Annotated in this window: 12 protein-coding genes and 1 pseudogene; 6 read left to right on the plus strand and 7 right to left on the minus strand. The window is 72.8% G+C overall.

Features of this window, described 5'->3' with window-relative positions:
* Nucleotides 1-7 precede the first annotated feature (7 nt).
* From OG802_RS00895 to OG802_RS00905, 3 genes and pseudogenes are all read right to left on the minus strand, one after another.
* The gene (locus OG802_RS00895; protein ID WP_329406155.1) at nucleotides 8-10,897 is read right to left on the minus strand and encodes a type I polyketide synthase; all 10,890 of its coding nucleotides are present in this window, start codon (nucleotides 10,895-10,897) and stop codon (nucleotides 8-10) included.
* Nucleotides 10,898-10,919: 22 nt separating this feature from the next.
* Nucleotides 10,920-15,599, minus strand: a pseudogene (locus tag OG802_RS00900) (SDR family NAD(P)-dependent oxidoreductase); the annotation flags it as partial.
* An 89-nt stretch (nucleotides 15,600-15,688) separates the two neighbouring features.
* Nucleotides 15,689-16,546 (minus strand): sugar phosphate isomerase/epimerase family protein, encoded by an 858-nt coding sequence (locus OG802_RS00905; protein ID WP_329406158.1) that lies wholly within the window; start codon nucleotides 16,544-16,546, stop codon nucleotides 15,689-15,691.
* 417 nt (nucleotides 16,547-16,963) lie between these two features.
* On the opposite strand from OG802_RS00905, the gene OG802_RS00910 reads away from it, so the two are divergent.
* Nucleotides 16,964-17,620, plus strand: a complete 657-nt coding sequence (locus OG802_RS00910) for an O-methyltransferase (protein WP_329406160.1) — start codon at nucleotides 16,964-16,966, stop codon at nucleotides 17,618-17,620.
* 182 nt (nucleotides 17,621-17,802) lie between these two features.
* Here the strand turns inward: OG802_RS00910 and OG802_RS00915 are convergent, their stop codons facing one another.
* Together OG802_RS00915 and OG802_RS00920 are read right to left on the minus strand one after the other, a co-directional pair.
* A complete protein-coding gene (locus OG802_RS00915; protein WP_329406163.1) occupies nucleotides 17,803-18,318 on the minus strand; it encodes a DUF3291 domain-containing protein in 516 nt (171 codons plus the stop codon).
* Nucleotides 18,319-18,350: 32 nt separating this feature from the next.
* The gene (locus OG802_RS00920) at nucleotides 18,351-19,097 is read right to left on the minus strand and encodes a helix-turn-helix transcriptional regulator (protein ID WP_329406165.1); all 747 of its coding nucleotides are present in this window, start codon (nucleotides 19,095-19,097) and stop codon (nucleotides 18,351-18,353) included.
* A 328-nt stretch (nucleotides 19,098-19,425) separates the two neighbouring features.
* On the opposite strand from OG802_RS00920, the gene OG802_RS00925 reads away from it, so the two are divergent.
* Together OG802_RS00925 and OG802_RS00930 are read left to right on the plus strand one after the other, a co-directional pair.
* Nucleotides 19,426-21,885, plus strand: coding sequence for a SpoIIE family protein phosphatase (locus OG802_RS00925; protein WP_329416877.1), 2,460 nt, complete (start codon nucleotides 19,426-19,428; stop codon nucleotides 21,883-21,885).
* Nucleotides 21,886-22,015: 130 nt separating this feature from the next.
* Nucleotides 22,016-22,210: a hypothetical protein gene (locus OG802_RS00930; protein WP_329406168.1), complete on the plus strand. Its 195-nt coding sequence runs from the start codon at nucleotides 22,016-22,018 to the stop codon at nucleotides 22,208-22,210.
* A 155-nt stretch (nucleotides 22,211-22,365) separates the two neighbouring features.
* Here the strand turns inward: OG802_RS00930 and OG802_RS00935 are convergent, their stop codons facing one another.
* Nucleotides 22,366-22,932, minus strand: coding sequence for a winged helix-turn-helix transcriptional regulator (locus OG802_RS00935; RefSeq protein WP_329406170.1), 567 nt, complete (start codon nucleotides 22,930-22,932; stop codon nucleotides 22,366-22,368).
* A gap of 244 nt (nucleotides 22,933-23,176) precedes the next feature.
* On the opposite strand from OG802_RS00935, the gene OG802_RS00940 reads away from it, so the two are divergent.
* Nucleotides 23,177-23,392, plus strand: coding sequence for an e9imm peptide (locus OG802_RS00940; protein ID WP_329406173.1), 216 nt, complete (start codon nucleotides 23,177-23,179; stop codon nucleotides 23,390-23,392).
* 28 nt (nucleotides 23,393-23,420) lie between these two features.
* On the opposite strand, the gene OG802_RS00945 is transcribed toward OG802_RS00940, so the two are convergent.
* Complete coding sequence (locus OG802_RS00945) at nucleotides 23,421-24,026, minus strand: dihydrofolate reductase family protein (RefSeq protein WP_329406175.1); 606 nt, start codon at nucleotides 24,024-24,026, stop codon at nucleotides 23,421-23,423.
* A gap of 263 nt (nucleotides 24,027-24,289) precedes the next feature.
* Between OG802_RS00945 and OG802_RS00950 the strand changes: the two genes are divergently transcribed.
* On the plus strand, nucleotides 24,290-24,823 hold the full coding sequence (locus tag OG802_RS00950; protein WP_329406178.1) for a 2'-5' RNA ligase family protein: 534 nt from the start codon (nucleotides 24,290-24,292) through the stop codon (nucleotides 24,821-24,823).
* An 87-nt stretch (nucleotides 24,824-24,910) separates the two neighbouring features.
* Entirely contained in the window at nucleotides 24,911-25,231 is a 321-nt protein-coding gene (locus OG802_RS00955; RefSeq protein ID WP_329406180.1) for a hypothetical protein, read from the plus strand.
* Nucleotides 25,232-25,389: the final 158 nt, after the last annotated feature.

Consider the following 25,389-nt stretch of genomic DNA (forward strand, 5'->3'; position numbering starts at 1 on the left):
GACAGTCTCACGCATCCTCGGCGACGTCGTCGAAGTCGGCGCCTTCGAGCGCCAGGTTGATCAGGGCGTCCGCGTCCATGGCGTCGACGTCCACAGCGCCGGGACCGGCGCCGTCGGTTGGTGCGCCGGCGGAGGTGGCGGTGGTGTCGGGTCCGGAGCGACCGGCGAGTTGGAGCAGGGTGTCGAGCAGCCCGGCGTCGCGCAGCCGGGCGAGGGGGATGCTCTGCAGGGCGGAGAGCACGTCGTGTTCCGCGGTGTCGTCGGACTGCCCCTCGGGGAAGAGCTGTTCGGCGAGGTGGGCGGCCAGGCTCGCGGTGGCCGGGTAGTCGAAGCTGAGCGTCGCGGGCAGCCGCAGACCGGTCGCCGTGCTGAGCGCGTTGCGGAACTCGACGGCCACCAGCGAGTCGAATCCCATGTCGCTGAAAGGGCGTTGCTCGTCGATCGCCTCGGGGCCCGGGTAGCCGAGCAGCGTTGCCGCGTGTCCGCGGACCAGTTCGGAGATGCGGCCGAGCCGCTCGGCGGGAGCGAGGACGGCCAGGCGGTCGCGCAGCGCGGCTCCGCGGTCGGCGGTGGCGGCCTGGCGGCGTCCCGGCGCACGGATCAGGCCGCGCAGCAGGTCGGGTACCTCGCCCTCGCCGGACGCTGAGGTGTCGAGCAGCATGGGCACGAGCAGGGGTCCGCCGGATCCGGTGGCCCGTTCGAAGAGTTCTGCGCCCTGTTTCTCGGAGAGCGGCTCGATGCCTGCTCTGCGCAGGCGCTGGAGTTCCGCGTCACCGAGTTCGCCCGCCATGCCGCCGTCGAGCGACCACAGTCCCCAGGCCAGCGACTGGGCGGGCAGGCCGGTGGCGCGGCGGTGCGCGGCGAGGGCGTCGAGCAGTGCGTTGGCGGCGGCGTAGTTTCCCTGCCCCGGCGCGCCGAGCACGCCCGCGGCCGAGGAGAAGAGGACGAAGGCCGACAGATCCAGGTCCCGGGTCAGCTCGTGCAGGTGCAACGCGGCGTCGGCCTTCGGCCGGAAGACCGTGTCGACCCGCTCGGGCGTCAGCGACGCGAGCACGCCGTCGTCGAGCACGCCGGCCGAGTGGACGACCGCGCTGAGCGGAGCGTCCTCGGGGACGCCGGCCAGGACGTCGGCGAGCGCCGCACGATCGCCGACGTCGCACGCGGCCACCCTGACATCGGCGCCCAGCGCGGTCAGCTCTTCCACGAACTCCGCCATCCCCGGCGCGTCCGCCCCCCTGCGTCCCACCAGCATCAGGTTCCGTACGCCTCGTTCGGCGACGAGATGCCGGGAGAAGAGCCGGCCCAGGTTGCCCGTCGCGCCGGTGACGAGCACGGTGCCGTCGCCGAATCCGGCAGCGACCGGGGGTGTCGTGTCCGGAGCGGAGGGCGCCGGGGTGGTCGTGGCGCGCAGCAGCCGAGCGGCGAAGATCTCCCCGTCTCGGAGGGCCAGCTGGGATTCGTCCAGGCCGATCAGCATGTCGAACGGGAGCCCGCCGATGTCCTTGCCAGTGCTGACGCCGGTGTCGGTGTCGGTGTCGGTGTCGGTGTCGGTGTCGGTGTCGGTGTCGACGAGGACGATCCTGCCCGGGTTCTCCGCCTGTGCCGAGCGGACCAGTCCACGGACGGCGGCCCCTGCCAGATCCGGCACCTCCTCGCCCGCGACGGCGACGGCGCCGCGTGTGAGAACGACGAGCGTCGATCCGGACGTCCGCGGGTCGGCGAACCAGTCCTGCAAGGCCGCGAGTGCAGCGTGCACAGCCGCGCTGGGCTCTCCGCCTCCGGTGCGCAGGACGACGTGATCCGGCACCTCGCCGGCCGCAGGCAGCTCGGCGAGATCGACCGCGGGACGACGGGTCGCCGTCCCGGCGGGCGACGCGAGCCGCCCGCGCGAGACCCACCTCACCTCGTACAGCCCGTCCCCGGCCGGCGCGACAGTTTCCAGGGACTGGGGTGACAGCTCGCGCAGGGCCAAGGAATCGACGGAGAGCACCGGCTGTCCGGTCGGGTCACATGCCTGAAGCCGTACGACGGTCCCGTCGAGGGTGAGACGGACCCGCAGTTGGGTCGGTCGTACCGCCAGCAGGGCGACCCCTGACCATGCGAACGGCAGCCGTACGGTCGCCCCTCCGCCGTCGACGTCATCGCCCCCGCCGCCGCCGAGCAGGGCTACAGCGTGCAGGGCGGCATCGAGCAGGGCCGGATGGACCGTGTGTCCGGAGACGTCGATCTCCTCCGGCAGCACGACCTCCGCGTACACGTCGTCACCACGCCGCCAGGCCGCACGCAGCCCCCGGAACGCCGGCCCGTACTGCAACCCCAGATCGTGCAGCTCCGCGTATGCGTCGGACACGTCGATGGGGGCGGCGCCGGTGGGGGGCCAGGTGTCCAGCCCGGCGGTCGCGAGGGGTGGAGTTGTTGCTCTGGTGAGGGTTCCGGTGGCGTGGGTGGTCCAGGGTGTGTCGGCGTCGTCGGCGGGGCGGGAGTGGATGCTGACTTCGGCCTGCTCACCGGCGGTGGTGACCTGGACCTGAACGTCCACGTGACCGTGCGCGGGCAGGATCAGGGGCTGGGCGATGATCAGTTCACTGACCTCGGTGTAGTCGGTGACCTCGGCGGCGTGCAGCGCCATGTCCAGCAGGGCTGTGCCCGGCACGAGGGCGACACCGGCCACCGCGTGATCGGCCAGCCACGGGTGACTGCCCACACCGATCCGGCCCGTCAGCACCGTCGACACACCATCAGCCGTCGTCACCGACGCCGCCAGCAGACCATGCCCGCACTCCCGCAGACCGGCCGCACCCACTCCGACGGACACCCGCCCGGCACCCGACCCGGAAACAGGCTCCGACAACCAGTAGCGACTGCGCTGGAAGGGGTAGGTGGGCAGGTCGAGGTGGCGGACAGGGGCGGGCAGATGCCAGTCCACGGACACACCGGACACGTGGAGCGTGGCGGCTGCCGTGAGGAGGAGGGTGTGCGCCGTGGGGGCCTGCGGCTTCGGGCGGCGCATCAGCGAGGCGAAGGTCAACTCGTCGGCGCCGTCGAGGGTTTGCCGGGCGAGCGCGGTCAGCACTGCCTCCGGGCCCACCTCCACGAACCGGGTCACACCCAGCCCACGTGCCGTTACCAGGCCGTCGGAGAACCGGACGGCCTCGCGCACGTGCCGCACCCAGTAGCCGGGGTCGGTCAGCTCCGCCGACACCGCCTGACCGGTCACGTTCGAGACCACCGCAGTCGTCGGCTCGCGATACGTCACGCTCGCCGCGACCTGAGCGAACTCCGCCAGCATCGGATCCATCAACCGGGAGTGGAAAGCGTGCGAGACCGACAACCGCGTCGCCCGCACCCCGTGCGCCTCAGCCCGCTCGGCCACCCGCTCCAGATCCCCGACCGCACCGGACACCACCACCGCCGCAGGCCCGTTGACGGCCGCAGCATCCACGCCGAGTCCGGCGACCAACTCCTCCACCTTTTCAGGGTTCGCAGCCAGCGCCAGCATCCCCCCGCCCTCCGGCAAGGCCTGCATCAACGACCCACGCGCCGCCACCAGCCGCGCCGCATCCTCCAACCCGAACACCCCAGCCGCATACGCAGCCGAGATCTCCCCGACCGAATGCCCCAGCAGCACATCCGGACTCACACCCCAATGCCGCAGAACGGCCACCAAACCCGCCTGCACGGCGAACAGACCCGCCTGCGTGAACACCGTCGCATCCACCAACGACGCATCCTCCCCCCACACCACCTCACGAACCGGCCCCGGCATATGCCGGTCAAGCGCGCCGCACGCCTCGTCGAAAGCAGTCGCGAACACCGGCTCGGCCGCACACAACTCCCGGCCCATCCCCAGCCACTGCGACCCCTGCCCCGTGAACAACCACCCCGTCCGACCGGAAGACACCCGCCCGCTGATCGCCCCGATCCCCTCCGAAGCGAACGAAGCCAGGTGCGCCAGCGCCTCCTCGCGGTCGGCGGCGACGACCACCGCCCGATGCTCCAGCAAGGCGCGCCCACCCGCCAACGCCACAGCCACCGCCCCGACTTCGACATCCTCACGCCGGGACCACCACGAGGCCAGACGGGCAGCCGAAGCCCTCAGCGCCTCCGGTGACCGTGCCGAGAAGGCGAGGGCCATAGTGGTTTCACTCGTGACGCGGGTGTCGTCGGCCTCGGCCGGCGTCGGCGGCGGCGCCTGCTCGATGATCACGTGTGTGTTGGTGCCGCTGATGCCGAACGACGACACGGCCGCCCGCCGCGGACGATCACCGACAACAGGCCAGTCCCGCGCCTCCGTCAGCAGCTCCACCGCACCCGCCGACCAGTCCACCTGTGACGAGGGAACGTCCACGTGCAGCGTCGGCGGCATGACCCCGTGCCGCATCGCCTCCACCAGCTTGATGACGCCGCCGACCCCCGCGGCCGCCTGGGCGTGCCCCAGGTTCGACTTCAACGAGCCCAGATACAGCGGTTCCCGGCCGTCCCGCCCCTGCCCGTAGGTCGCGAGCAAGGCCTGCGCCTCGATCGGGTCACCCAGCCGGGTCCCGGTGCCGTGTCCCTCGACCAGGTCCACATCCGCCACGGACAAGCCCGCGTCGGCGAGAGCGGCACGGATCACCCGCTGCTGGGACGGCCCGTTCGGTGCCGTCAGACCGTTGGACGCACCGTCCTGGTTGACCGCCGAACCCCGCACCACCGCCAGCACCGGATGCCCCAGCCTGCGCGCGTCCGACAGCTTCTCGACCAGCAGCAGTCCGACGCCTTCCGACCACCCGGTCCCGTCGGCCGCGTCGGCGAAGGCCTTGCACCGGCCGTCCGCGGCGAGACCTCGCTGGCGGCTGAACTCCACGAAGGTCTCCGGCGTCGACATCACCGTGACGCCGCCGACCAGGGCCAGGGAGCACTCACCCGACCGCAGGGCCTGGCCCGCAAGGTGCAGGGCGACGAGCGAGGACGAGCACGCCGTGTCGATGGTCATCGACGGGCCTTCGAAGCCGAAGGCGTACGACACCCGGCCGGATGCGATGGCGCCGGTGACCGTGTTGTGGGGGTAGTCGTGGTACATCATGCCCGTGAAGACGCCGGTGTCGCTGCCCTTCAGGGTGCCCGGGTCGATGCCGGCGCGTTCGAGGACCTCCCAGGAGGTCTCCAGGAGCAGGCGCTGCTGCGGGTCCATGATCAGCGCCTCGTTGGGGCTGATACCGAAGAAGTCGCCGTCGAAGAGGTGGGCGTCGTGGAGGAAGCCGCCGCTGTCGACGTACGAGGTGTCCGGCGCCGTACGGCTCGGATCCACCAGCCGGGCGAGGTCCCAGCCGCGGTCGGTCGGGAACGGCGAGACGGCGTCGCGGCCCTCGGCGACCAGTCGCCACAGGTCCTCCGGGGAGGTGACGCCGCCGGGGTAGCGGCAGGCCATGGACACGATGACGATCGGTTCGTCGTCCTGGAGGGCGGGTGTGCGGCGTACCGGCGCCGCGGCTACGGCGGCCGGGCCCGCGGCTTCCTCCCGGAGGAGCCGGGCCAGCACGGCGGGCTCGGGTTGGTCGAAGACCAGCGTGGCGGGCAGTCGCAGGCCGGTGGCGGTGTTGATGCGGTTGCGCAGTTCCACACCGGCCAGCGAGTCGAAACCCATGTCCCGGAAGGCCTTGGTCGCCTCGATGGCGGCGGGGTCCGGATACGCGAGGACGGCCGCGGCCTCGCGCTGGACCAGGGCCAGCAGCGTCTGCTCCCACTCGGCCTCGGGAACGTCCTGGAGCAGGCGGCGCAGGCGGGACGTGTCGCCGGCCCGTGCGCTCCCGGCCCGTCGGCGGCGGACCGGCGCCAGGGTGCGGAACATCGCGGGCAGCGACTCCGGGTCGCGGCGGAGTTCCGCGAGGTCGAGGCGGATCGGTACGACGAGGGCCGGGGCGCAGTGCAGGGACGCGTCGAGCATGGCGAGTCCCTGCTCCGCGGTGTGGCCGAGGAGCGCACCGGACCCTGCCGCTTCGTCGGTGCCGGCCATGCCGTCGGCCACCGCCCACATGCCCCAGGCGAGGGAGAGGCCGGGCAGCCCTTGAGCGCGCCGGGTCTCGGCGAGCGCGTCGAGGAGGGTGTTCGCCGCCGCGTAGTTGCCCTGTCCGGGGGCGCCGAGCAGGCCTGAGGCGGAGGAGAACATCACGAACGCCGACAGGGGGGCGTGGCGGGTGAGTTCATGCAGATGGAGTGCCGCGTCGGTTTTGGCGGCGAGGACGACGTCCAGTCGCTCCGGTGTCAGTGAGGCGATCGCGCCGTCGTCGAGCACGCCGGCGGCGTGGACGACCGCGGTCAGCGGTGCGTCGGCCGAGACCGTCGCGAGGAGGGACTCGACCGCGCCGCGATCCGACAGGTCGCAGGCAGCGGCGGTGACTTCCGCACCCAACTCGCTTATTTCGTCCAATAGTTCGGCCGCTCCCGGGGTGTCCGCGCCGCGACGGCCGACGAGCAGGAGGCGACGTACACCGTGTGCGGTCACCAGATGCCGGGCGACGCGTCCGCCGAGGGCGCCGAGGCCGCCGGTGACCAACGTCGTGCCCTCCCCGGCGAAGACGGGAGGCCTTTCGGCCGGGACGGACAGCGGCGTCAGTCGCGCGGCCAGCAAACGAGTCCCCCGCAGGGCGAGTTGGGGCTCAGCGGTGGCCAACGCCAGGCCCAGGGCCCTCATCCCGGCGGCACCGCCGCCCGCCTCTCCGCCGCGCCCGGCCTCTTTGTAGCCCTCGACCTCACCGTCGACGCCGAGATCGGGGTCTGCGTCGATCAGGACGAAGCGGTCCGGGTTCTCGGACTGCGCCGAGCGGACCAGCCCCCAGACGGCGGCCCCCGGCAGGTCGGCGACCGGCTCCCCGGCGGCGCTGACAGCCCCTTCGGTGACCACGGCAAGGGTCGCCTCGGCCAGTCGCGGCTCCGAGAGGAGCCGTTGCAGCACGGCGAGGACGTCGGCGGTGCGCGCATGGACCTCCGCTACGACGTCCCGGTCGCGCGCTCGCATCGTCCGCAGCACCACCACCCCGGTGGGCGCGTCCGCCGGGCCGAGCTTCTCCCACTCCTGGACGGCGACCGGCTCCACCGGCGTCGCGACGGGAACCCAACTCTGCTGGTAGAGCGGCGGCGTCGCGTCGGACCGCTGTTCCATGCCCGTGAGCGGGCGCAGCGAGAGGGCGTCCGCCGTGGCCACCGCGTGGCCCGCCTGGTCGGCGACGGTCAGGGCGACCTCGTTGACGGCGAGGGGCCGGATCCGCACCCGGAGCGCGCCGGCCCCGCTGCCGTGCAGTTCGAAGCCTGACCAGCTGAAGGGCAGTGCCGCCGCGCCTTCGTTCGCCGAGGAGAGGACGACCGCGTGCAGGGCGGCGTCGAGTACGGCGGGGTGCAGGCCGAACCCGGCCCCGTCCCGCACGTCCGCGAGGGCGACGTCGGCGAAGACCTCGTCGTCGAGCCGCCAGGCCCGGCGCAGCCCCTGGAACACGGGGCCGTAGCGCAGCCCTGCCTCGGCGAGGTCGGGGTACAGGGCCTCGACGTCGATGGGCTGCGCCCCGGCGGGCGGCCATTCGGCGGCCAGCGCTTCCGCCGCGGACGAGGTGGACGACGCGGCGGCGGACAGCGCTCCCGAGGCGTGCCGCGTCCACTGCCCGGCGGTGTCCGCCCCGGCGGGACGCGCGTGCACGGCGACCGGGTGCAGACCCTGCTCGTCGGCCGGTCCGACCGTCACCTGGACCTGCACGGCGCCCGCCTCGGGCAGCACCAGCGGTGCGTGCAGTGTCAGTTCCTCGACCCGGCGGCAGCCGACCTGGTCACCTGCCCGCACGGCGAGCTCCAGCATCCCGGTACCGGGGAAGAACACCTCGTCTCCGACGCGATGGTCCGCGAGCCACGGCTGCGTCTCGACGGACAGCCGGCCCGTGAGCAGAGCACCTCCGGTGTCGGCGACGCTGACGGCCGCCCCGAGCAACGGATGCTCAGCGGCGTCGAGTCCGGCCGCACCGACATCGGCGACCGACTCGGTGGGCTCGACCCAGTAGCGGCTGCGCTGGAAGGGGTAGGTGGGCAGGTCGAGGTGGCGCGTGAGGGCGGGCAGGTGCCAATTGACGGACACGCCGGACACATGGAGGGCGGCGGCCGCGTTCAGCAACGTCGCCTGGGCCGTGATGCCTTCCTTCGGGCGGCGCATCAGCGGGGCGAAGGTCAACTCGTCAGGGCTGTCCACGCTTTGGCGGGCCATCGCGGTCAGGACGGCCTCCGGGCCCACCTCCACGAAGCGGGACACACCCAGCCCACGTGCCGTGGCCAGACCGTCCGCGAAACGGACCGCCTCCCGTACATGCCGCACCCAGTAGCCGGGGTCGGTCAGCTCCGCCGACACCACCTGACCGGTCACGTTCGAGACCACCGGCACGCCCGGCTCTCGATACGTCACCGTCGCGGCGACCTGAGCGAACTCCTCCAGCATCGGCTCCATCAACCGGGAGTGGAACGCGTGCGAGACCGACAACCGCGTCGCCCGCACACCCGCCTCAGCAGCACGGGCCGCCACCTGCTCCAGGTCCGTGATCGCGCCGGACACCACCACCGCCCCAGGCCCGTTGACGGCCGCAAAATCCACGGCCGTACCCGAGATCAGCGCCCCTGTCTGCGCCGGGTCGCCAGCCAGCGCCAGCATGCCCCCACCTTCCGGCAGCGCCTGCATCAACGACCCACGCGCCGCCACCAAGCGCGCCGCATCGTCGAGTCCGAACACCCCCGCCGCGTACGCAGCCGAGATCTCCCCGACCGAATGGCCCAGCAGCACATCCGGGCTCACACCCCAGTGCCGCAGGACGGCCACCAGACCAGCCTGCACAGCGAACAAGCTCGCCTGGGTGAACTGCGTCGCGTCCACCAGCGACGCATCCTCACCCCACACCACCTCACGAACCGGCCTCGCCAGATGCCGGTCGAGCGCCTCGCACGCCTCGTCGAAAGCAGTCGCGAACACCGGCTCGGCCGCACACAACTCCCGGCCCATCCCCAGCCACTGCGAGCCCTGCCCCGTGAACAACCACCCCGTCCGGCCGGAAAACACCCGCCCGCTGATCGCCCCGATCCCCTCCGAAGCGAACGAGGCCAAGCGTGTCAGCGCCTCCTCGCGGTCGGCGGCGACGACCACCGCCCGGTGCTCCAGCGAAGCGCGCCCACGCGCCAACGCCGCAGCCACCGCCCCGACTTCGATATCGTCATGCTCGGACCACCACGACACCAGCCGACGAGCGGAAGCCGTCAACGCCTCCGGCGACCGTGCCGACAGAGTCAACGGCACCGGACCGTCGCAGCTCGGAGCGCCCACCGTCTCCGTCAACCCAACCGACTCATCGGGCCTGTTCGACTCGTCCAGCTCAGCCGGCTCATCCGGCGCGGGTGCCTGCTCCAGGATCACGTGCGCGTTGGTGCCGCTGATGCCGAACGACGACACCGCCGCCCGCCGCGGACGATCTCCCTCCGTCGACCAGGCCCGTGCCTCGGCCAGCAGCTCCACCGCGCCCGCCGACCAGTCCACCTGTGACGACGGCGCGTCCACGTGCAGCGTCCGCGGCATCACGCCGTGCCGCATCGCCTCCACCAGCTTGATGACGCCGCCGACGCCCGCGGCCGCCTGCGTGTGTCCCAGGTTCGACTTCAACGACCCCAGATACAGCGGCTCCCGGCCCTCCCGCCCCTGCCCGTACGTGGCGAGCAATGCCTGCGCCTCGATCGGATCACCCAGCCGGGTCCCGGTGCCGTGCCCTTCCACCAGGTCCACATCGGCAGGTGTCAGACCGGCGTTGGCGAGAGCGGCCCGGATCACCCGTTGCTGCGCCGGGCCGTTGGGCGCCGTCAGGCCGTTGGACGCACCGTCCTGGTTGACCGCCGACCCCCGCATCACGGCCAGCACCGGATGCCCCAGCCTGCGCGCATCCGACAATTTCTCGACGAGGAGCAGTCCGGCGCCTTCGCCCCACGCGGTCCCGTCCGCCGCGTCCGCGAACGGCTTGCAGCGGCCGTCGGCCGCGAGCCCGCCCTGTTTGCTGAACCCGACGAAGGCCCCGGCGGTCGACATGATCATGACTCCGCCGGCCAGGGCCATGGAGCATTCACCGGCGCGCAGGGCCCGTGCCGCGAGGTGCAGCGCCACCAGCGACGACGAGCACGCGGTGTCCACGGTCACCGTCGGCCCTTCGAAGCCGAAGGTGTAGGCGACTCGGCCGGCGAGCACGGATGCCGCCGTGGACGTCGCCTGGTAGGTCTGCGCGAGTTCGGGTGCGCCTTCGAGCAGGTAGCCGTAGTCCTGGAGGCCGGAGCCGATGAAGGTGCCGACCGGCATGCCCTTCAGCGTGTGGGCGTCGATCCCGGCGAGTTCGAAGGCCTCCCAGGCCGTTTCGAGCACCAGTCGCTGCTGCGGGTCCATCGCGACCGCCTCGCGCGGCGAGATGTCGAAGAAGCCCGGCTCGAACAGTGCGGCGTCGGTGACGAACCCGCCCCGGGCCACCGCGCCCGTCCCCGCCTCGTCGCCCACGCCGTCGGGTCCCATGCGGTCGGGCGAGGCCGGGCCGTGGGGAGCGTTCGGGTCCGCGGGGTCAGCAGGGCCGGATCGCGCGGGAGGGCGGGCGGGGCCGGCGGGATCCGCCCCGGCCGCGTGCGGTGCCGCCGCGGTCCGCCAGCCGCGGTCGGCGGGGAAGTCCGACGTCGCGTCGACGCCGTCGCGGACCAGGCGCCACAGGTCGTCGGCCGAGGTCACCGAGCCGGGGTAGCGGCAGCTCATCGCGACGATGGCGATGGGCTCCTGATCCCGGGACTCGGCTTCGGCGAGACGCTGCCGGGTCCGTGCGAGGTCGGCCGTGACCCGCTTGAGGTAGTCGAGGAGCTTGCCGTCAGAGGACATCGGTTCCGCCGCTTCCTTCGGGTCAGTTGCTCGCGCCGAGACCGAGCTCGCTGTCGATGTAGTCGAAGACGTCGTCCGCGCTGGCGGACTCGAGCCGGTCGGTGAGTTCGCCGCCGTCGGCGGGCTGGTCGAGCGAGGTGAGCAGTGAGCGCAGCCTCGCGGTCGCGCCGGACGCCTCCAGGCCGGCCGGTGTCATCGACTCGATCGCCCGTTCCAGACCGGCCAGGTGCTCGCCGAGCAGTGCGGCCGCCTGTTCCGCCGGGTCGGGGCAGAGCCGCGAGAGGATGTGCTCGGCCAGGGTGGCGGGGGTGGCGAAGTCGAAGGCGAGCGTGCTGGGCAGTGCGAGTCCCGTGGCCTTGCCGAGGCCGCCGCGCAGCTCGACCGCCGCGAGCGAGTCGAAGCCGAGGTCGACGAAGGGACGGTCGAGGCTGAGCGCCGAAGGGTCCGCGTAGGCGAGGACGGCCGCCACCTGGGCGCGGACGGCGTCCAGGACCGCGTTGAGCTGACCGGCGGGCGGCAGCGAGGCCAGCCTTCGCGTGAGTTCGGTGGTACCGCCCTCTCCCTCGGCCCGGCCGCCGCCGAGCGCGGCGCGCACCTCGGGCAGGGTGTCGAGCAGCGGTCGTGGACGGGCGAGGGTGAAGGTGGGCGCGAACTTCTCCCAGTCGAAGGCGGCCACCACCTGGTGCGCCGGAGCGCTCTCACCGGCGTGGCCGAGCGCCGTCAGGGCGGTCGCCGTCGCCATCGGGGGCGCTCCGATGCGCCGCATGTAGTCCGCCGCCTCGGCGTCGAGCATGCCGGTGTCGAGCGGTCCCCAGGCCATGGCCGTCGCGGGCCTGCCGCGTCGGCGCCGGTCCTGGACGAAGCCGTCCAGGAAGGCGTTTGCGGTGCTGTAAGCGGTCTGGTTGACGCTGCCCCACACCGCCGCGCCGGACGAGAACACGACGAAGGCGTCCAGGGGACGGTCGCCGACCGCCTCGTCGAGCGCCAGCGCGCCGGCCGCCTTGGCCCGGATCACGTCGACGAACTCCTCGGCGGACAGCTCGGTCAGTGGGGCCAACCGCTGTGACTGGCCGGCTGCGTGCACCACGGCGGTGAGCGGCCGGTCGGCGGGGACGCCGTCGACGAGGCGTCGCAGGCCATCGGTGTCGGTGGCGTCGCACGCGGCGAGCGTCACCGGAGTGCCGGCGGCGGTGAGTTCGCCGGCCAGCGCGGCGGCCTCGGGTGAGGCGCCACCGCGACGTCCGGCCAGGACGATGTGCTCGGCGCCGTGCGCGGCGAGCCAGCGGGCGACCTGGCCGCCCACGCCTCCGGTTCCTCCGGTCACCAGTACGGTTCCGCGCGGCCGCCAGGTGGCCGTGATCGGATCCGGCGCCGGGGCGTGCCGCAGCCGTCGGCCGTACGGCGTCCCGCCCCGCACCGCGACCTGGTCCTCGGTGCCGTCGGCCAGCACGCCGCAGAGCGCGTCGACGTCGGCCTCGCTGAACGCGACGGGCAGGTCGACGATCCCTCCCCAGACGTCGGGGTGGTCGAGCGCGGTGCCGACGGCGACGCCCCACAGGGATGCCTGGTCGAGCGCGCCCAGTTCCCCGGGGCCGGCGACGGCGACGGCTCCGGTGGTCAGGCACCACAGCCGCGTGGCGAGCCCGACGTCCACGACGGCCTGCACGGTGGCGACGCTGACGAGCAGACCGTGCGGCGCGGCGGGCGGGTCCCCGGGGCGCCGCTCACCACCGAGCAGGGAGACGATCCCCGTCGGGGCGGGCTCCTCGGCCAGCCTGGCGCGCAGCAGGCCCGCGATGTCCTCGCGGTCCGCTTCGGGTACGTCGATGACGGTCAGCCGGGCTCCTCTGCGGGCCAGGCCGCAGAACACACGGCAACCGTCGACGTCGTCGCTCCCGGCCGGTACGAGCAGCCACCAGTCCCCGGTCAGCTCCGCGGGCCCACGGCCGTCCAGCTCCTCCCAGCCGACCTCGTAACGCCACTGGTCGAGCAGTTGCCGCGCCCGGTCCTCCGGGCGCCGGGCGGTCGTCGGCGCGTCGGCCCAGTAGCGGCTGCGCTGGAAGGGGTAGGTGGGGAGGTCGAGGTGACGGGCCGGGACGGGCAGGTGCCAGTCGACGGATGCGCCGGACACGTGGAGGGCGGCGGCCGCGTTCAGCAACGTGGCCTGCGCCGAGGTGCCCTCTTTGGGGCGGCGCATCAGCGGGGCGAAGGTCACATTGTCGGCTTCGAGGAGGGATTGGCGGGTGAGCGCGGTCAGGACTGCCTCCGGACCGACCTCCACGAACCGCGTCACACCCAGCTCCCGCGCCGTGGCCAGGCCGTCCGCGAAACGGACCGCCTCCCGCACATGCCGCACCCAGTGGGCCGGGTCGGTCAGCTCCGCGGAGGCCACCTGTCCCGTCATGTTCGAGACCACCGCCGTGGTCGGCTCGCGATAGGTCACCGTCGCGGCGACCTGGGCGAACTCCTTCAGCATCGGATCCATCAACCGGGAGTGGAACGCGTGCGAGACCGACAACCGCGTCGCCCGCACTCCCGCCTCAGCAGCACGGGCCGCCACCTGCTCCAGGTCCGCGACCGGACCGGACACCACGACGGCCCTCGGCGCGTTGACGGCCGCAACGTCCACGGCGATTCCGTCGATCAGCTCCCCGACACCCTCCAGGCCGGCGGCCAGCGCCAGCATGCCTCCACCGTCCGGCAGGGCCTGCATCAACGACCCACGCGCCGCCACCAGACGCGCCGCATCCTCCAGCCCGAACACCCCCGCCGCATACGCGGCAGAGATCTCCCCGACCGAATGCCCCAGCAGCACATCCGGACTCACACCCCAGTGCCGCAGGACGGCCACCAAACCCGCCTGCACGGCGAACAAGCCCGCCTGAGCGAACACCGTCGCATCCATCGACGACGCATCCTCACCCCACACCACCTCACGAAGCGGCCCCGGCAAGTGCGCGTCCAGGGCATCGCACGCCTCATCGAAGGCAGCCGCGAACACCGGCTCGGCCGCGTACAAGTCGCGACCCATCCCCAGCCACTGCGACCCCTGCCCCGTGAACAACCACCCCGTCCGGCCCCCCGACACCCGCCCCGTGACGGCTGTCCCGACACCCTCCGAAGCGAACGCGGCCAGCTGCGTCAGCGCCTCCTCGCGGTCGGCGGCGACGATCACCGCCCGGTGCTCCAGGAGGGCGCGCCCATGCGTCAACGCCGAAGCCAGCGCGCCGACTTCGACGTCGTGACGCTGGGACCACCAGGACGTCAGGCGCGCAGCCGATGCCGTCAGCGCCTCCGGCGAGCGGGCCGACAGAGCCAGCGCCACCGGGCCGTCACCGACCTGGCCGGTCTCGCGCGACGTCAACTGCTCCTCGACGTCGGCCTGTTCGATGACGACGTGCGCGTTGGTGCCGCTGACGCCGAACGACGACACCGCCGCCCGCCTCGGGCGGTCCTCTCCCACGGGCCAGGCTCGCGCCTCCGTCAGCAGTTCGACCGCTCCCGCCGACCAGTCCACCTGCGACGACGGCGCGTCGATGTGCAGCGTCCGCGGCATCACGCCGTGCCGCATCGCCTCCACCAGCTTGATGACGCCGCCGACGCCCGCCGCCGCCTGCGTGTGTCCCAGGTTCGACTTCAACGACCCCAGGTACAGGGGCTCTTGACCCTCTCGTCCCTGTCCGTACGTGGCGAGCAAGGCCTGCGCCTCGATCGGATCCCCCAGCCGGGTTCCGGTGCCGTGCGCCTCGACCAGGTCCACATCGGCCGCGTTCAAGCCCGCGTTGGCGAGCGCGGCCCGGATCACCCGTTGCTGCGCCGGACCGTTGGGCGCCGTCAGGCCGTTGGACGCACCGTCCTGGTTGACCGCCGAACCCCGCACCACGGCCAGCACCGGATGCCCCAGCCTGCGCGCGTCCGACAGCCGCTCCACCAGCAGCAGACCCGCGCCCTCACCCCAGCCCGTACCGTCCGCGGCCTCGGCGAACGCCTTGCACCGACCGTCCGGTGACAGTCCCCGTTGCCGGCTGAACTCCACGAAGGCGTCGGGCGCGGACATGACGTTCACGCCGCCGGCGAGGGCGAGCGTGCACTCGCCCGAGCGGAGCGCCTGGGCCGCGAGGTGCAGGGCCACGAGCGACGACGAGCACGCCGTGTCCACCGTCACCGCCGGCCCCTCCAGGCCGAGGGTGTAGGAGATCCGGCCCGAGACGATGGAGCCCATGTTCGCGTTGCCGGGGTAGTCGTGGTAGACGAGTCCGGCGAAGACTCCGGTGCGGCTGCCGCGGGCGAGGGTGGGGTCGATGCCCGCCGACTCGAAGGCCTCCCAGGCGAGTTCGAGGAGGATGCGCTGCTGGACGTCGGACTCGACGGCGTCGCGGGGGCTGAGGGAGAAGAAGTCGGCGTCGAAGTGGTCGGCGTCGTGGAGGAAACCCCCGGCCCGGGTGTAGGTCTTGCCCTCGGCGCCCGGCTCGGGGTCGTACAGGGCGTCGACGTCCCAGCCGCGGTTGGTGGGGAAGGCGGAGACGGCGTCGCGGCCCTCGGCGACGAGGTTCCACAACTCCTGCGGGGACGCGACGCCGCCGGGGAATCGGCAGGACATGCCGACGATGGCGATCGGTTCGCGTGCCGCGTCCTTCAGTCTGGTCAACTGCCGCCGCGTGTTCTGCAGTTCCGCGGTCGCCCGCTTCAGGTAGTCACGAAGCCTGTCATCCTGCTGGGGCTGGGATGCTTGGGTCATGGAAGCCGTCCTGACTGAATGACTCGATGCTGGTGAGCGGGCCAGGGTGCCGTTCAGCGCCGGTCGAGCAAGGCGTCGACCGCCTCCACCGTCTGCTTGGTGTTCTCGGCCGGGGAAAGGGTCCGCATCGGTGCGGAGAGAACCTCCACCGACAGGTCGACGTCGGGTCGCTTGCGGTCGATCTCGCCGAGCAGCCGGGGCAGGTCGAAGCTGCCGGCGCCGGGCAGGAGCCGGCCGTCCGCGGAGTCCTCCATGAGGGACACCCGCGGTTCGGCGACGCCGTCGCAGAGTTCGAGTCCGGTGATGTGCCGTCCGTCCAGCCGGTCCAGGGCGGCGAAGCCGGTCGGGTCCCGGAAGAAGTGCCAGGCGTCGATCTCCACGCCGCCGTTGGGCCGGTCGGCGTCCAGGACGATCTGTGCCGCGTCCGCGTAGCCGAAGTGCGGGAAGGCGGCGACCGGTTCGAGGGCGATGCGCAGTCCGTGCTCGGCCGCCCGGTCGCAGAGGGTGGCGAACCGCTCGGCGAGCGTCTCCAGCGGGGGCCGGTCGGACAGTTGCAGGAACACCGCGGACGCCTTGAGGCGGCCGATGCCGAACTCGTCGGCCAGCGCGAACATCGCCTCCGCCATCGGCCGGGAGGCGTCGGCGTCGTCCCGGGTGCCCCACCACCAGGTCAGCACCTCGAGTTCGCCGATGTGCAGGCCGTGGCCGTCGAGTACGTCGCGGACCCAGCCGGCGGAGTGGGCGCCGACCAGCTGGGTGAGTTCTTGCGCGTCGAAGCCGATGCCGGTGGAGCCGACGGCGGCCACGGCGGCGGCCCGTTCGGGGAAGGGGTGGAGGGCGTGCTGCCCCCAGGCCGCTCCGGTCAGATGGTGGTGGGCGAAGAAGAGACGGCTTCCGCGCAGAAGGGCCACGTGCGAGTCCTGCCGTTCATTCCCTCGCTCGTCGGCTCGCTCGATTGCTCGCTCGTCCGTTCGCTCGTCCACTCGCTCGTCCAATCGTCGGCTGAGGGGCTGTGGCGCCGGTCGGGTCCGGCGCCGGATCGCGGGGCGCGGGGACCTGTCCCGGCCTCGGTCATTCAGCCACCCGGCCGATCGGGGGCGCCAGCGGACCGGACCCCAGATCACGGGAATCGGCCCCCCTAACAGACCCCGGCCGGGGTCCTGTCGGCTCCGGCGGGGCCCTAGCCTCGTCGCCGAACCCGGTGCTCAGCCGGATGTCCCGACGCTGATGCGATCCAGACGGTTCGGGCCCGGACGGGCTCTTCCCGATTCGATCTCCGCTCGGACTGGCCACGCCGGCCAGCTCCCTCGACGCCCGGAAGGCGTGGCATGACGACACTGCAGAACGAGAAGGTCAGCGCACTGCTCGACCGCCTCTACGAGGACGAGAAGGTCAAGGACGCGGACCCCATCCAGAAGCTGATCGCCGACGGGCGGCCGCCGGAGGAGATCGGCCACGAGGCCCTCAACGAGATGTTCGAGGACGCCTACCTGCCGGTGCACCGGGACATCGGCAACCTGATGTACGTGCTGTGCCGGACGCGCAACGTGCGTACGGTGGTGGAGTTCGGCACCTCGTTCGCGGTGTCGACGATCTACCTGGCTGCCGGTGTGAAGGACAACGGCGGCGGCAAGGTGATCGGCACCGAGGTGATGCCGTCCAAGATCGAGGTCGCCGACCGCAACCTCGCGGAGGCCGGTCTCACCGAGTACGTCGAGATCCGCGAGGGCGACGCGCTGAAGACGCTGGCGGACCTCGAGGGCCCGATCGACCTGCTGCTGCTGGACGCGTGGAAGGACGACAACCTCACCGTCCTGAAGATGCTGGAGCCGGTCCTGGCCCCGAACGCCCTGGTGCTGGGCGACGACGTGAACCTCGCGCGCTGGCTGTGGCAGCCGTACCTGGAGCACGTCAACGGCCCCGAGTACGCCACCGTCGAACTGCCCATCGGTGACGGCCTGGTGCTGTCCACGCGTCTGTCCTGAAGGTCCTGAGCCGGTACGGGCCTGCCACCCGTGCCGCCAGTGCCGCTCGTTGATTCCCCGTCGGCACGCCGGTGACGGCGGGGAGCCAACGGCGCCGAGGCTTCCCCCTGACCGGGGAACCCGGCCGATCGCGTCGGGGTGCACGGTCCGGGGACTCGTGGACGTCCGTGATGAGGCCGGCGTCAGCGGGCTTCCGCGGACGCGGGCCTCGTCGTCCGGACGTGCTCGGCGGCTTCGGCCTCGGCCGCGGTGTGGGGGGAGGCGAAGGTGAAGGCGCGGGGAGACGGCCCGTGCGCCCGCAGGTCCGCCAGGCGCTCCAACGCCTCGTCGACCGTGGGGAGATGACCGGGCGTGACCCACCAGAGCACCAGATGCGCCTCGACGTGCCGCTCGAACCATTCGCGGCGCCGCCGCATCGCCTCCAGGTGTCCGCTGCGGTAGGTGAAGTCCCACAGGGCTTCCTGGGTCTGCCACACCGTCAGGTTGACGATGACGTTCTCGCCCGCCGGACGCACGCCGGTGGCGTCGTTCGCGCCCTCTCCCGTGAACCGCCACACGAAGCCGGACGCCTGGTCGGCCGCGGCGTTGACCGGGTCGAGCATCTCGACGAACGGCGCGGTGCGCGGGTCGTCGAGCGGGTGGCGCAGCGTGGCGACGTTGAGTTGGGCGAGGTGGGCGGCATGCGTGGATGCGGTCATGACGTCATCCCAGCATGGCCGCCTTTTCTATGTCAATCGATATCGCTTTTAGAAGCCTCGATCACCACGCAGCACTCGCCCGGCCTGGCGTCCATACGGGCCCGGACTGCTCCGTCCGTGCCGAGCAGCCCTTCCAGCAGCGCGAGATTCATGCCGCAGACCAGGGGCGGGAAGCGTTCGGCGACGGCGTGGAAGGGGCAGTTGCGCATGCGGACGACCCGCTCGGCCGCTTCCGACGGCCGCGGCCCCTCGCCGGCCTCGCCCTCTCCGTGGCCCTCGCAGCCCTCTTGGGCCCTGATGTTCGGGGCGTCGGCAGCTTCCAGGTGCGGTTCGTAGCCGCGAGCGGCCAGCAGTTCCAGGGCGTCTTCGAGACCGTCGCACGGCGCGGCCGAGCCCCGCAGCGACTCGCCGCGGCGGCGTGCGGCCGCCCGCAGTCCGTCGTCCAGCCCGGCCTGCTCGGCGGCCTCGGCCAGCAGTTCGGCGGCGGTGCGGTAGTCGCGGGCGGGCAGCGACACCGTCCGCTCGCGCCGCGACCGCGTGTACACCTTGGCCGGACGGCCCGCCCCCGGACCCGAGCGGCCCGTCAGGCGGCGGCTGCCGCTCTCCAGCAGTCCCGCCTCCGTCAGCCTGTCGAGATGGTGTGCGGCGAGCGTGCGCGCGATGCCGGTCGCCTCGGCGGCCTCGTTGCGGCCGACCTCGCGGCCCTGCCCCGACACGTACTCGTACAGGCGACGCCGGACCGGATCCTGCAACGCCGCGATCGCTTCGATGTCCTCCACTCGCCCATTCTATGAACAACACCGGTCGGAGATAGAAGGCCGACTACGCACGCGAGCCGGGACGCACGCGACGCCGGGAGCGCGCGGCCGGACTCCCGGCGTCCGGGATTCGACGCCCGACGCCCGGGGCTCGGCTCCCGGTCTTCGACGCCCGACACGCAGGGCTCGGCTCCCCGTCTTCGACGGCCGGCGCGCGGGGTTCGGCGCTCGGCACCCGAAGGCGGCGTCGCCGGAGCGCAGTGGCGCTCGGGCCGATCTAGGCTGGAAACAGTGCGGGAAACCGGCCTCGGCGGACGTGGCCGTCCGGACGGAGGCGTGGTGCGTGGAGATGGCAGCCGAGCGGGACGTGCCCACTGCCGTCGTCGTGGTGGACCCGGACGGCTTGGTGAGCGGCTGGAGCGAGGAGGCCCGGCTGCTGCTCGGCTGGACGGCGCACGACACGGTCGGCCGCCCCCTGGCCGACCTCACGGTCGATCCTCCGCCGTCCGGCTTCCCCGGCGGCTACGGCGCCGGCTCCGACGCCTCCGGGGTCGTCGCCCTGCGTCACCTGGACGGTTCCCGGGTGGAGGTCCTGGTGACGGCCCACCCGTTGACCGGCTCCGACGGGGCGCTCGGCCACGCGGTGACCGTCCAGCGCTGGGGGCGTCGCCCGGTGATCGCCGATCTGGCCTTCGAGCAGTGCCCCTTCGCTCTGGGCGTCTACGACCCTGACCTGCGATTCCTCTGGATCAACGCGTCCTCGGGCCGGGTGATCGCGCACTCCGAGGAGCAGTTGCTCGGCAAGAGGTATCGCGAGGTGCTTCCCGAGGTGGACCGCACGCTGTTTCCGGAGCGGGACGACAAGCCGTACACCGACAAGCTGTCCGAAGTGGCGCGGACGGGCGAGCCCGCGCGCCTCATGACCGTGTTCCGGCCTCGCGGCAGCAACTACGCCACCGCCTGGGCCACCAGCATCTGGCCCGTGCGGGATGCCGAGGGCCGCGTCCGCGCCGTCGCCAACTGGGGCTTCGACATGAGCGCCGAGTACTGGGCTCGGCAGCGCCTGCTCATCCTGAACGAGGCCGGCGGCGGCATCGGCCGCACGCTCGACGTGATCGACACTGCCCGGGAGCTGGCCGCGACCTCGGTGCCGAGGTTCGTCGACCACGTCGGCGTGGATCTCTTCGACGAGGTGATGCGCGGCGAGGAACCGCCCTCCGTGTCCGCGTTCGCCCCGGGCGAAGCGATCGGGCTCAGCCGCGCCGCCCAGGCGAGCGTGGGGGACGACACCGGCCCGCCTCCCGGTCCCACGGCGCGGGTCACGCACCCGGCCGGTTCCGTCGCCGCCCGCTGCGTGATCACCGGCAGGTCTGCGGTCGAGCTCGCCGCCGAGCCGGGCGAGGGCGGCGAGTGGGCCTTCGGCCCCGGGCTCGCGGCCGATCCCGCCCACTGGCCGCCGGGCAATCCGGTGATCGACGAGTCCCTCGCCGCGGAAGGGCTGACCGGCCGGATCACCGTGCCGCTCCGGGCGCGCGGCGCGCTGCTCGGCGTCGTCACGTTCTCCCGCAGCCGACGGCCCGAGGCGTTCACCGCCGACGATCTGATCCTCGCCGAGGAGCTGACCGCCAAGGCGGCCGTCGCCATCGACAACGCGCGGCGGTACTCGCACGAGCGCACGACCGCGCTCACCCTGCAACGCAGCCTGCTGCCGCAGGGGTTGCCGAACCAGGAGGCCGTCGACGTGGCGTTCCGCTACCTGCCCGGCGGGGCCGGGGCGGAAGTGGGCGGCGACTGGTTCGACGTCATTCCGCTGTCCGGCGCACGCGTGGCTCTGGTCGTCGGCGATGTCGTCGGGCACGGTCTGCACGCCTCGGCCGGCATGGGCCGGCTGCGCACGGCGGTGCGCACCCTCGCCGACGTCGACCTGCCGCCGGACGAGCTGCTGACGCATCTGGACGACCTGGTCCTCCACCTCGGCGGCGACCTGCGGCCCGACGGCCACTTCCAGCCGACCGGCGAGTCCGGCGCCACCTGCCTGTACGCCGTCTACGACCCCGTCTCCCGCCGGCTCACCGTGGCGAGCGCCGGGCATCCGCTCCCCCTGGTCATCGCCCCGGACGGCACCGCCACCCCGGTACCGGTCCATCCGGGACCGCCGCTCGGCATCGGCGGGCTGCCGTTCGAGTCGGCCGAGCTGGAACTGCCCGAGGGCAGCCTCCTCGCCCTCTACACCGACGGGCTGCTGGAGAGCCGTGAGCGCGACGTCGACGAGCGCGTCGCCGAACTGCGGCGCGTCCTGGACCACTCGGCCACCTCGCTGGAGGCCCTGTGCGACACGGTGATCGACGTCATGCTTCCCGAGCGCCGCACCGACGACGCGGCCCTGCTGCTCGCGCGCACCCACGCGCTGGCTCGTCACCACGTCGCCGACTGGGAGGTGTCGCCGGACCCCGGACAGGTGCCGCTCGCCCGGAAGTTCGCCGTCGAGCAGGTGGACGCCTGGGGTCTGGAGGAGGCGGCGTTCGTCACCGAACTGGTCGTCAGCGAGCTGGTCACCAACGCCATCCGCTACGGCGAGCCGCCGATCAGGCTGCGGCTGATTCGCGACAGTTCCCTGATCTGCGAGGTCTCCGACTCCAGCAGCACCGCCCCGCACCTGCGCCGGGCCCGCGCCTTCGACGAGGGGGGCCGGGGCCTGCTGCTCGTCGCGCAGCTCACCCAGGGATGGGGCGCCCGGCACACCGCCGACGGCAAGACCATCTGGTGCGCGCAGGCCCTCCCCCAGGGCCGGGACGCCACTGACGGGTGAGCGGAGGGCGGCAGGCGCCGGCGGGCCCGTTCGGCAGGGCTGTCACCCGAACGGCCCCCGCCCGGTCGGCGCAGGTCGCCCGGACGGGGTCTCCTGGGAGGAGAACGGCATCCCGCCAAGGAGGCCAGTCATGTACGAGATGCGTCCGGGACCCGACCAGCCAGGCACCGCCGTGGTCTGGCACGTCACCGCCAAGCAGGCAGCCATCGCCCTGTGCGGGCAGAAGCTCGCCGACCGTGCGGACACCGCGGAGGATGAGCAGGCACGTCACTGTCCCCCGTGCATGGCTTCCTTCGCCCAGCTCGTCACGGCCAAGGCGGTCTGAGCCCGCCCCACCCGTGCACCCGCCGTCCGACGCCGCCCACCGCCTCGACGACGGACAGGCGGACGCCTCACCGGCCCCCGCCGGATGCCCCACCCTCGCCCGCCTGACGATCGGTCGTGACGATCCGTCGGACGGGAACGCGGACCGGGCCAGTTCTACGACTCGGACTCGGACCCGGTCGCGGACACGGAGGCGGACGGGGGCCTGGGCGCCGGCGCGGGTCTCGCTCCCGGACCCGGGGTCGCCACGACCTGGCCCGGCGCGGTGATCTCGTGCCCGGAGGTGCAGGTCACCGCCGTGCGGACCGGGCTGCCGCACTCCTGGTGGAGCAGGGAGGTCGTGGCGGCGCCGTCCGGGACGATCCAGCGCTCGGCCCAGTCGTTGAGGGCGATCAGGACGGGCAGCAGACTGCGCCCCTTGTCGGTGAGCCGGTACTCGTCCCGTCCGCGCGCGCCGGGTGCCCGGTAGCGGGTCTTCTCCAGGATGCCGTCGGCGACGAGGTCCCGCAGGCGGGCGGACAGCACGCTCGGGCTGATGCCGCAGTGGCGCTCGAAGTCGTCGAAGCGGCGGGTGCCGTAGAAGGCCTCCCGGATGATCACACCGGTGGTCCGCGGGCTGAGGGAGCGCAGGGCGAGGTTGATCGAGTCGGGCTCGATGTCCCACGCGTCCCGCTGCCACCGCTGCGGATGGCCTGCCGTCGCTGCTTCGGCTTCGTCGCTCACGTGTCCCTCTCCGGTGCGTTGCCCGAGTCTATCCGCCGCCTTCCGTCTGGTTACGGTTTCCCGAAGCCAGGCGGAATGGGTGCACAGGCACACCGTGCGGTATCCGGTGCAACACGAGGAGCGCGCTGTTACGGGACGACCCGCCCGTCCACCGCCGACGTCGCCTCGCCGAAGGGCCTGACAGGATGTGCGATCAGGAGTCAGGACGGCCGGGAGGGGGCGCGGCGTGATGAGTGCTGTGGAGATGACGCGCGCGGACGCGGTCGCGCTCGTGCGGCGGATCATGCGAGGGGAATACGCCTCGGACGGCGAGGCGGCCGACTGGCTGGACAGGCCCGACAGGGGTCTGGCGTGCCCGTCCGGTCATGTCGCCGACTTGGTCTTCTGGCCTCCGGAGGGCGAACTGTCCGCCGGTGAGGTGGTCGATCAGGCCCTCGCGTATCGGCCGATCGCCCGGTGACCGGGACGCGGGGCCGCGGCCGGTCGGTCTAATAACTGTCGTAGCTCGGTTCACCGTTGGTCCGGTACACGCCGACGACGGTGCCGCCCTTCGTCGTGGAGACGCTGACCGGCTCCAGCGCCGTGGGGATCGCCCCGTCGGCGAACAGCCGCTTGCCGGTGCCGATGATCACCGGGTGGATGGTGATCCGGAACTCGTCGACGAGACCGTTGCGCATGAGGGTCTGGGCGAGGTCGCCGCTGCCGACGACGTTGACGTCGCCCCCGTCGGACGCCTTGAGCCTGCGGACCGCTTCGACGACGTCGCCCTCGAGCAGTGTGGAGTTCTCCCATTCGACGGACGTCAGGGTCCGGGACGCCACGTACTTGTCCATGCCGTTCATCCGCGCGGTGAACGGGTTGCCCGGGTCGGCGGTCGGCCAGTAGGACGCGAAGATCTCGTACGTCTTGCGTCCGAGCAGCATCGCGTCGGACTGCTCGTACCAGCCGGCGATGGCCGCGCCGACCTCGTCGTCGTCCACCGGCTTCTGCCAGCCCCCGTGCGTGAAGCCGCTCTCGGGGTCCTCGTCGGGACCGCCGGGGGCCTGCATGACGCCGTCCAGCGTCAGGAACGTGCAAACGATGATCTTGCGCATGGTGCGCTCCTTTCGTCACCAGGTAGACCACGCGGTCGCCGGAAACTCATCGGCGCGCTTCCTGCCGTGCACGGCCGCGCCGCGCCCGGCCGCCGGATCCTGGGCTCGCCCCTTATGGTCCGGGCCCGGCGCGGCGCCCGCGAACCGCGCAGGCCCGTCGGAGTGGCGGGCCGGCGGGGTGGTGCGTCGCCGGCGTCCTGGCCGTGTGTTCCCCGTGGGCCGCAGCGTTCGGCGGCTCCGGCGGCCGCCGGTAGGCTGCGCTCGTGCGCACGGTCGAGGTTCTGCTGGACGAGACGGCGGACGCGGCTGTCCGGGAAGCCTGGCGGCGGCTCGCGGAAGCGGGTCTGCCCAGCCAGGCGCGCCACCGCTCCCCCACCAACAGTCCGCATCTCACCCTGGCCGCGTGCCGGGAGCTGACCGCCCCGATCCGCTGGGAACTCGCGGACGTGGCCGCCTCGTTGCCGCTGGCGGTGCGGTTCACCGGGGCGGTCAGATTCGAGCGGCCCACCTCGGTCCTGGCCTGGGCGCTGGACCTGGACGCCCCGCTGGCGGCCCTGCACCGCCGCGTGTGGGAGGCGGTCACCTCGGACGGCGGGCCGCAGACCCTCAACCCCTTCCACGAGCCGGGGCGCTGGAGCCCGCACGTCACGCTCGGCCGGACCCGGCGGGCGGGAGCCTTCGCCGACCGGCGGATCCCGGGGCTGCTGCCCGCGCCGCCCCTGTCGGTCCGGCTCATCACCTTGCGCAGCTACGACACCGAGACGGGCGCCCTGGAAGTCCTCCGGCCCCGTCCCTGAGCCGCCGGCCGACGGCGGTCTCACGTCGGCAGCCGCGGTCGCGGCCGCACCGCGCGCGGGCCGATTCTCCGGAGGGACAATGCTCGCGTGGAGGCAGACCGGGCACCGGAGAAGACCTCCGACGGCCACTTCGTCGTCATCGAGGGACGGAAATGGCGGGCGACCGATCCGGCCGTCCCCGAGGAGATCGCCGCCCGTCGTCGGCGTCACCTCATGTCCGCCCGTCGCGCGGTCCGCACGGCGACGACGGGCAAGGACGCACGGGCCGAGCGGGAAGCGCGCGCCCGCGTGCAGCGGGCGAAGGTCGCGCTGGGGGAACGGGGCGCCGCCTGGTGGGAGCAGACCGACGACGACCGCCGCCGGCGCTGGGAGGAGGGGCTTGCGGGACTCGACGCGGACGCGGAGTGAGGGGGCGGGAGGCGGGCGGTACCCGTGGGGCTTATGGGGCCGCCGAGGCGTCGCACAGGCCCGCGGCCGGCGGGCCTGCGGCGGTGATCGATCGGGGTCCGGGGCGCGGGGAGCGCGGACGGACCCGTGACTAAGCGGGGCCGGGATGCTAGAAAGGC

Source organism: Streptomyces sp. NBC_00704 (assembly GCF_036226605.1).
GTDB lineage: Bacteria > Actinomycetota > Actinomycetes > Streptomycetales > Streptomycetaceae > Streptomyces.

Bases quoted from the DNA above. Each gene is read 5' to 3' on its own strand.
- OG802_RS00895 (WP_329406155.1), bottom strand. From the start codon at position 10,897: ATGTCCTCTGACGGCAAGCTCCTCGACTACCTCAAGCGGGTCACGGCC.
- OG802_RS00910 (WP_329406160.1), top strand. From the start codon at position 16,964: ATGACGACACTGCAGAACGAGAAGGTCAGCGCACTGCTCGACCGCCTC.
- OG802_RS00915 (WP_329406163.1), bottom strand. From the start codon at position 18,318: ATGACCGCATCCACGCATGCCGCCCACCTCGCCCAACTCAACGTCGCC.
- OG802_RS00925 (WP_329416877.1), top strand. From the start codon at position 19,426: ATGGCAGCCGAGCGGGACGTGCCCACTGCCGTCGTCGTGGTGGACCCG.
- OG802_RS00930 (WP_329406168.1), top strand. From the start codon at position 22,016: ATGTACGAGATGCGTCCGGGACCCGACCAGCCAGGCACCGCCGTGGTC.
- OG802_RS00940 (WP_329406173.1), top strand. From the start codon at position 23,177: ATGACGCGCGCGGACGCGGTCGCGCTCGTGCGGCGGATCATGCGAGGG.
- OG802_RS00945 (WP_329406175.1), bottom strand. From the start codon at position 24,026: ATGCGCAAGATCATCGTTTGCACGTTCCTGACGCTGGACGGCGTCATG.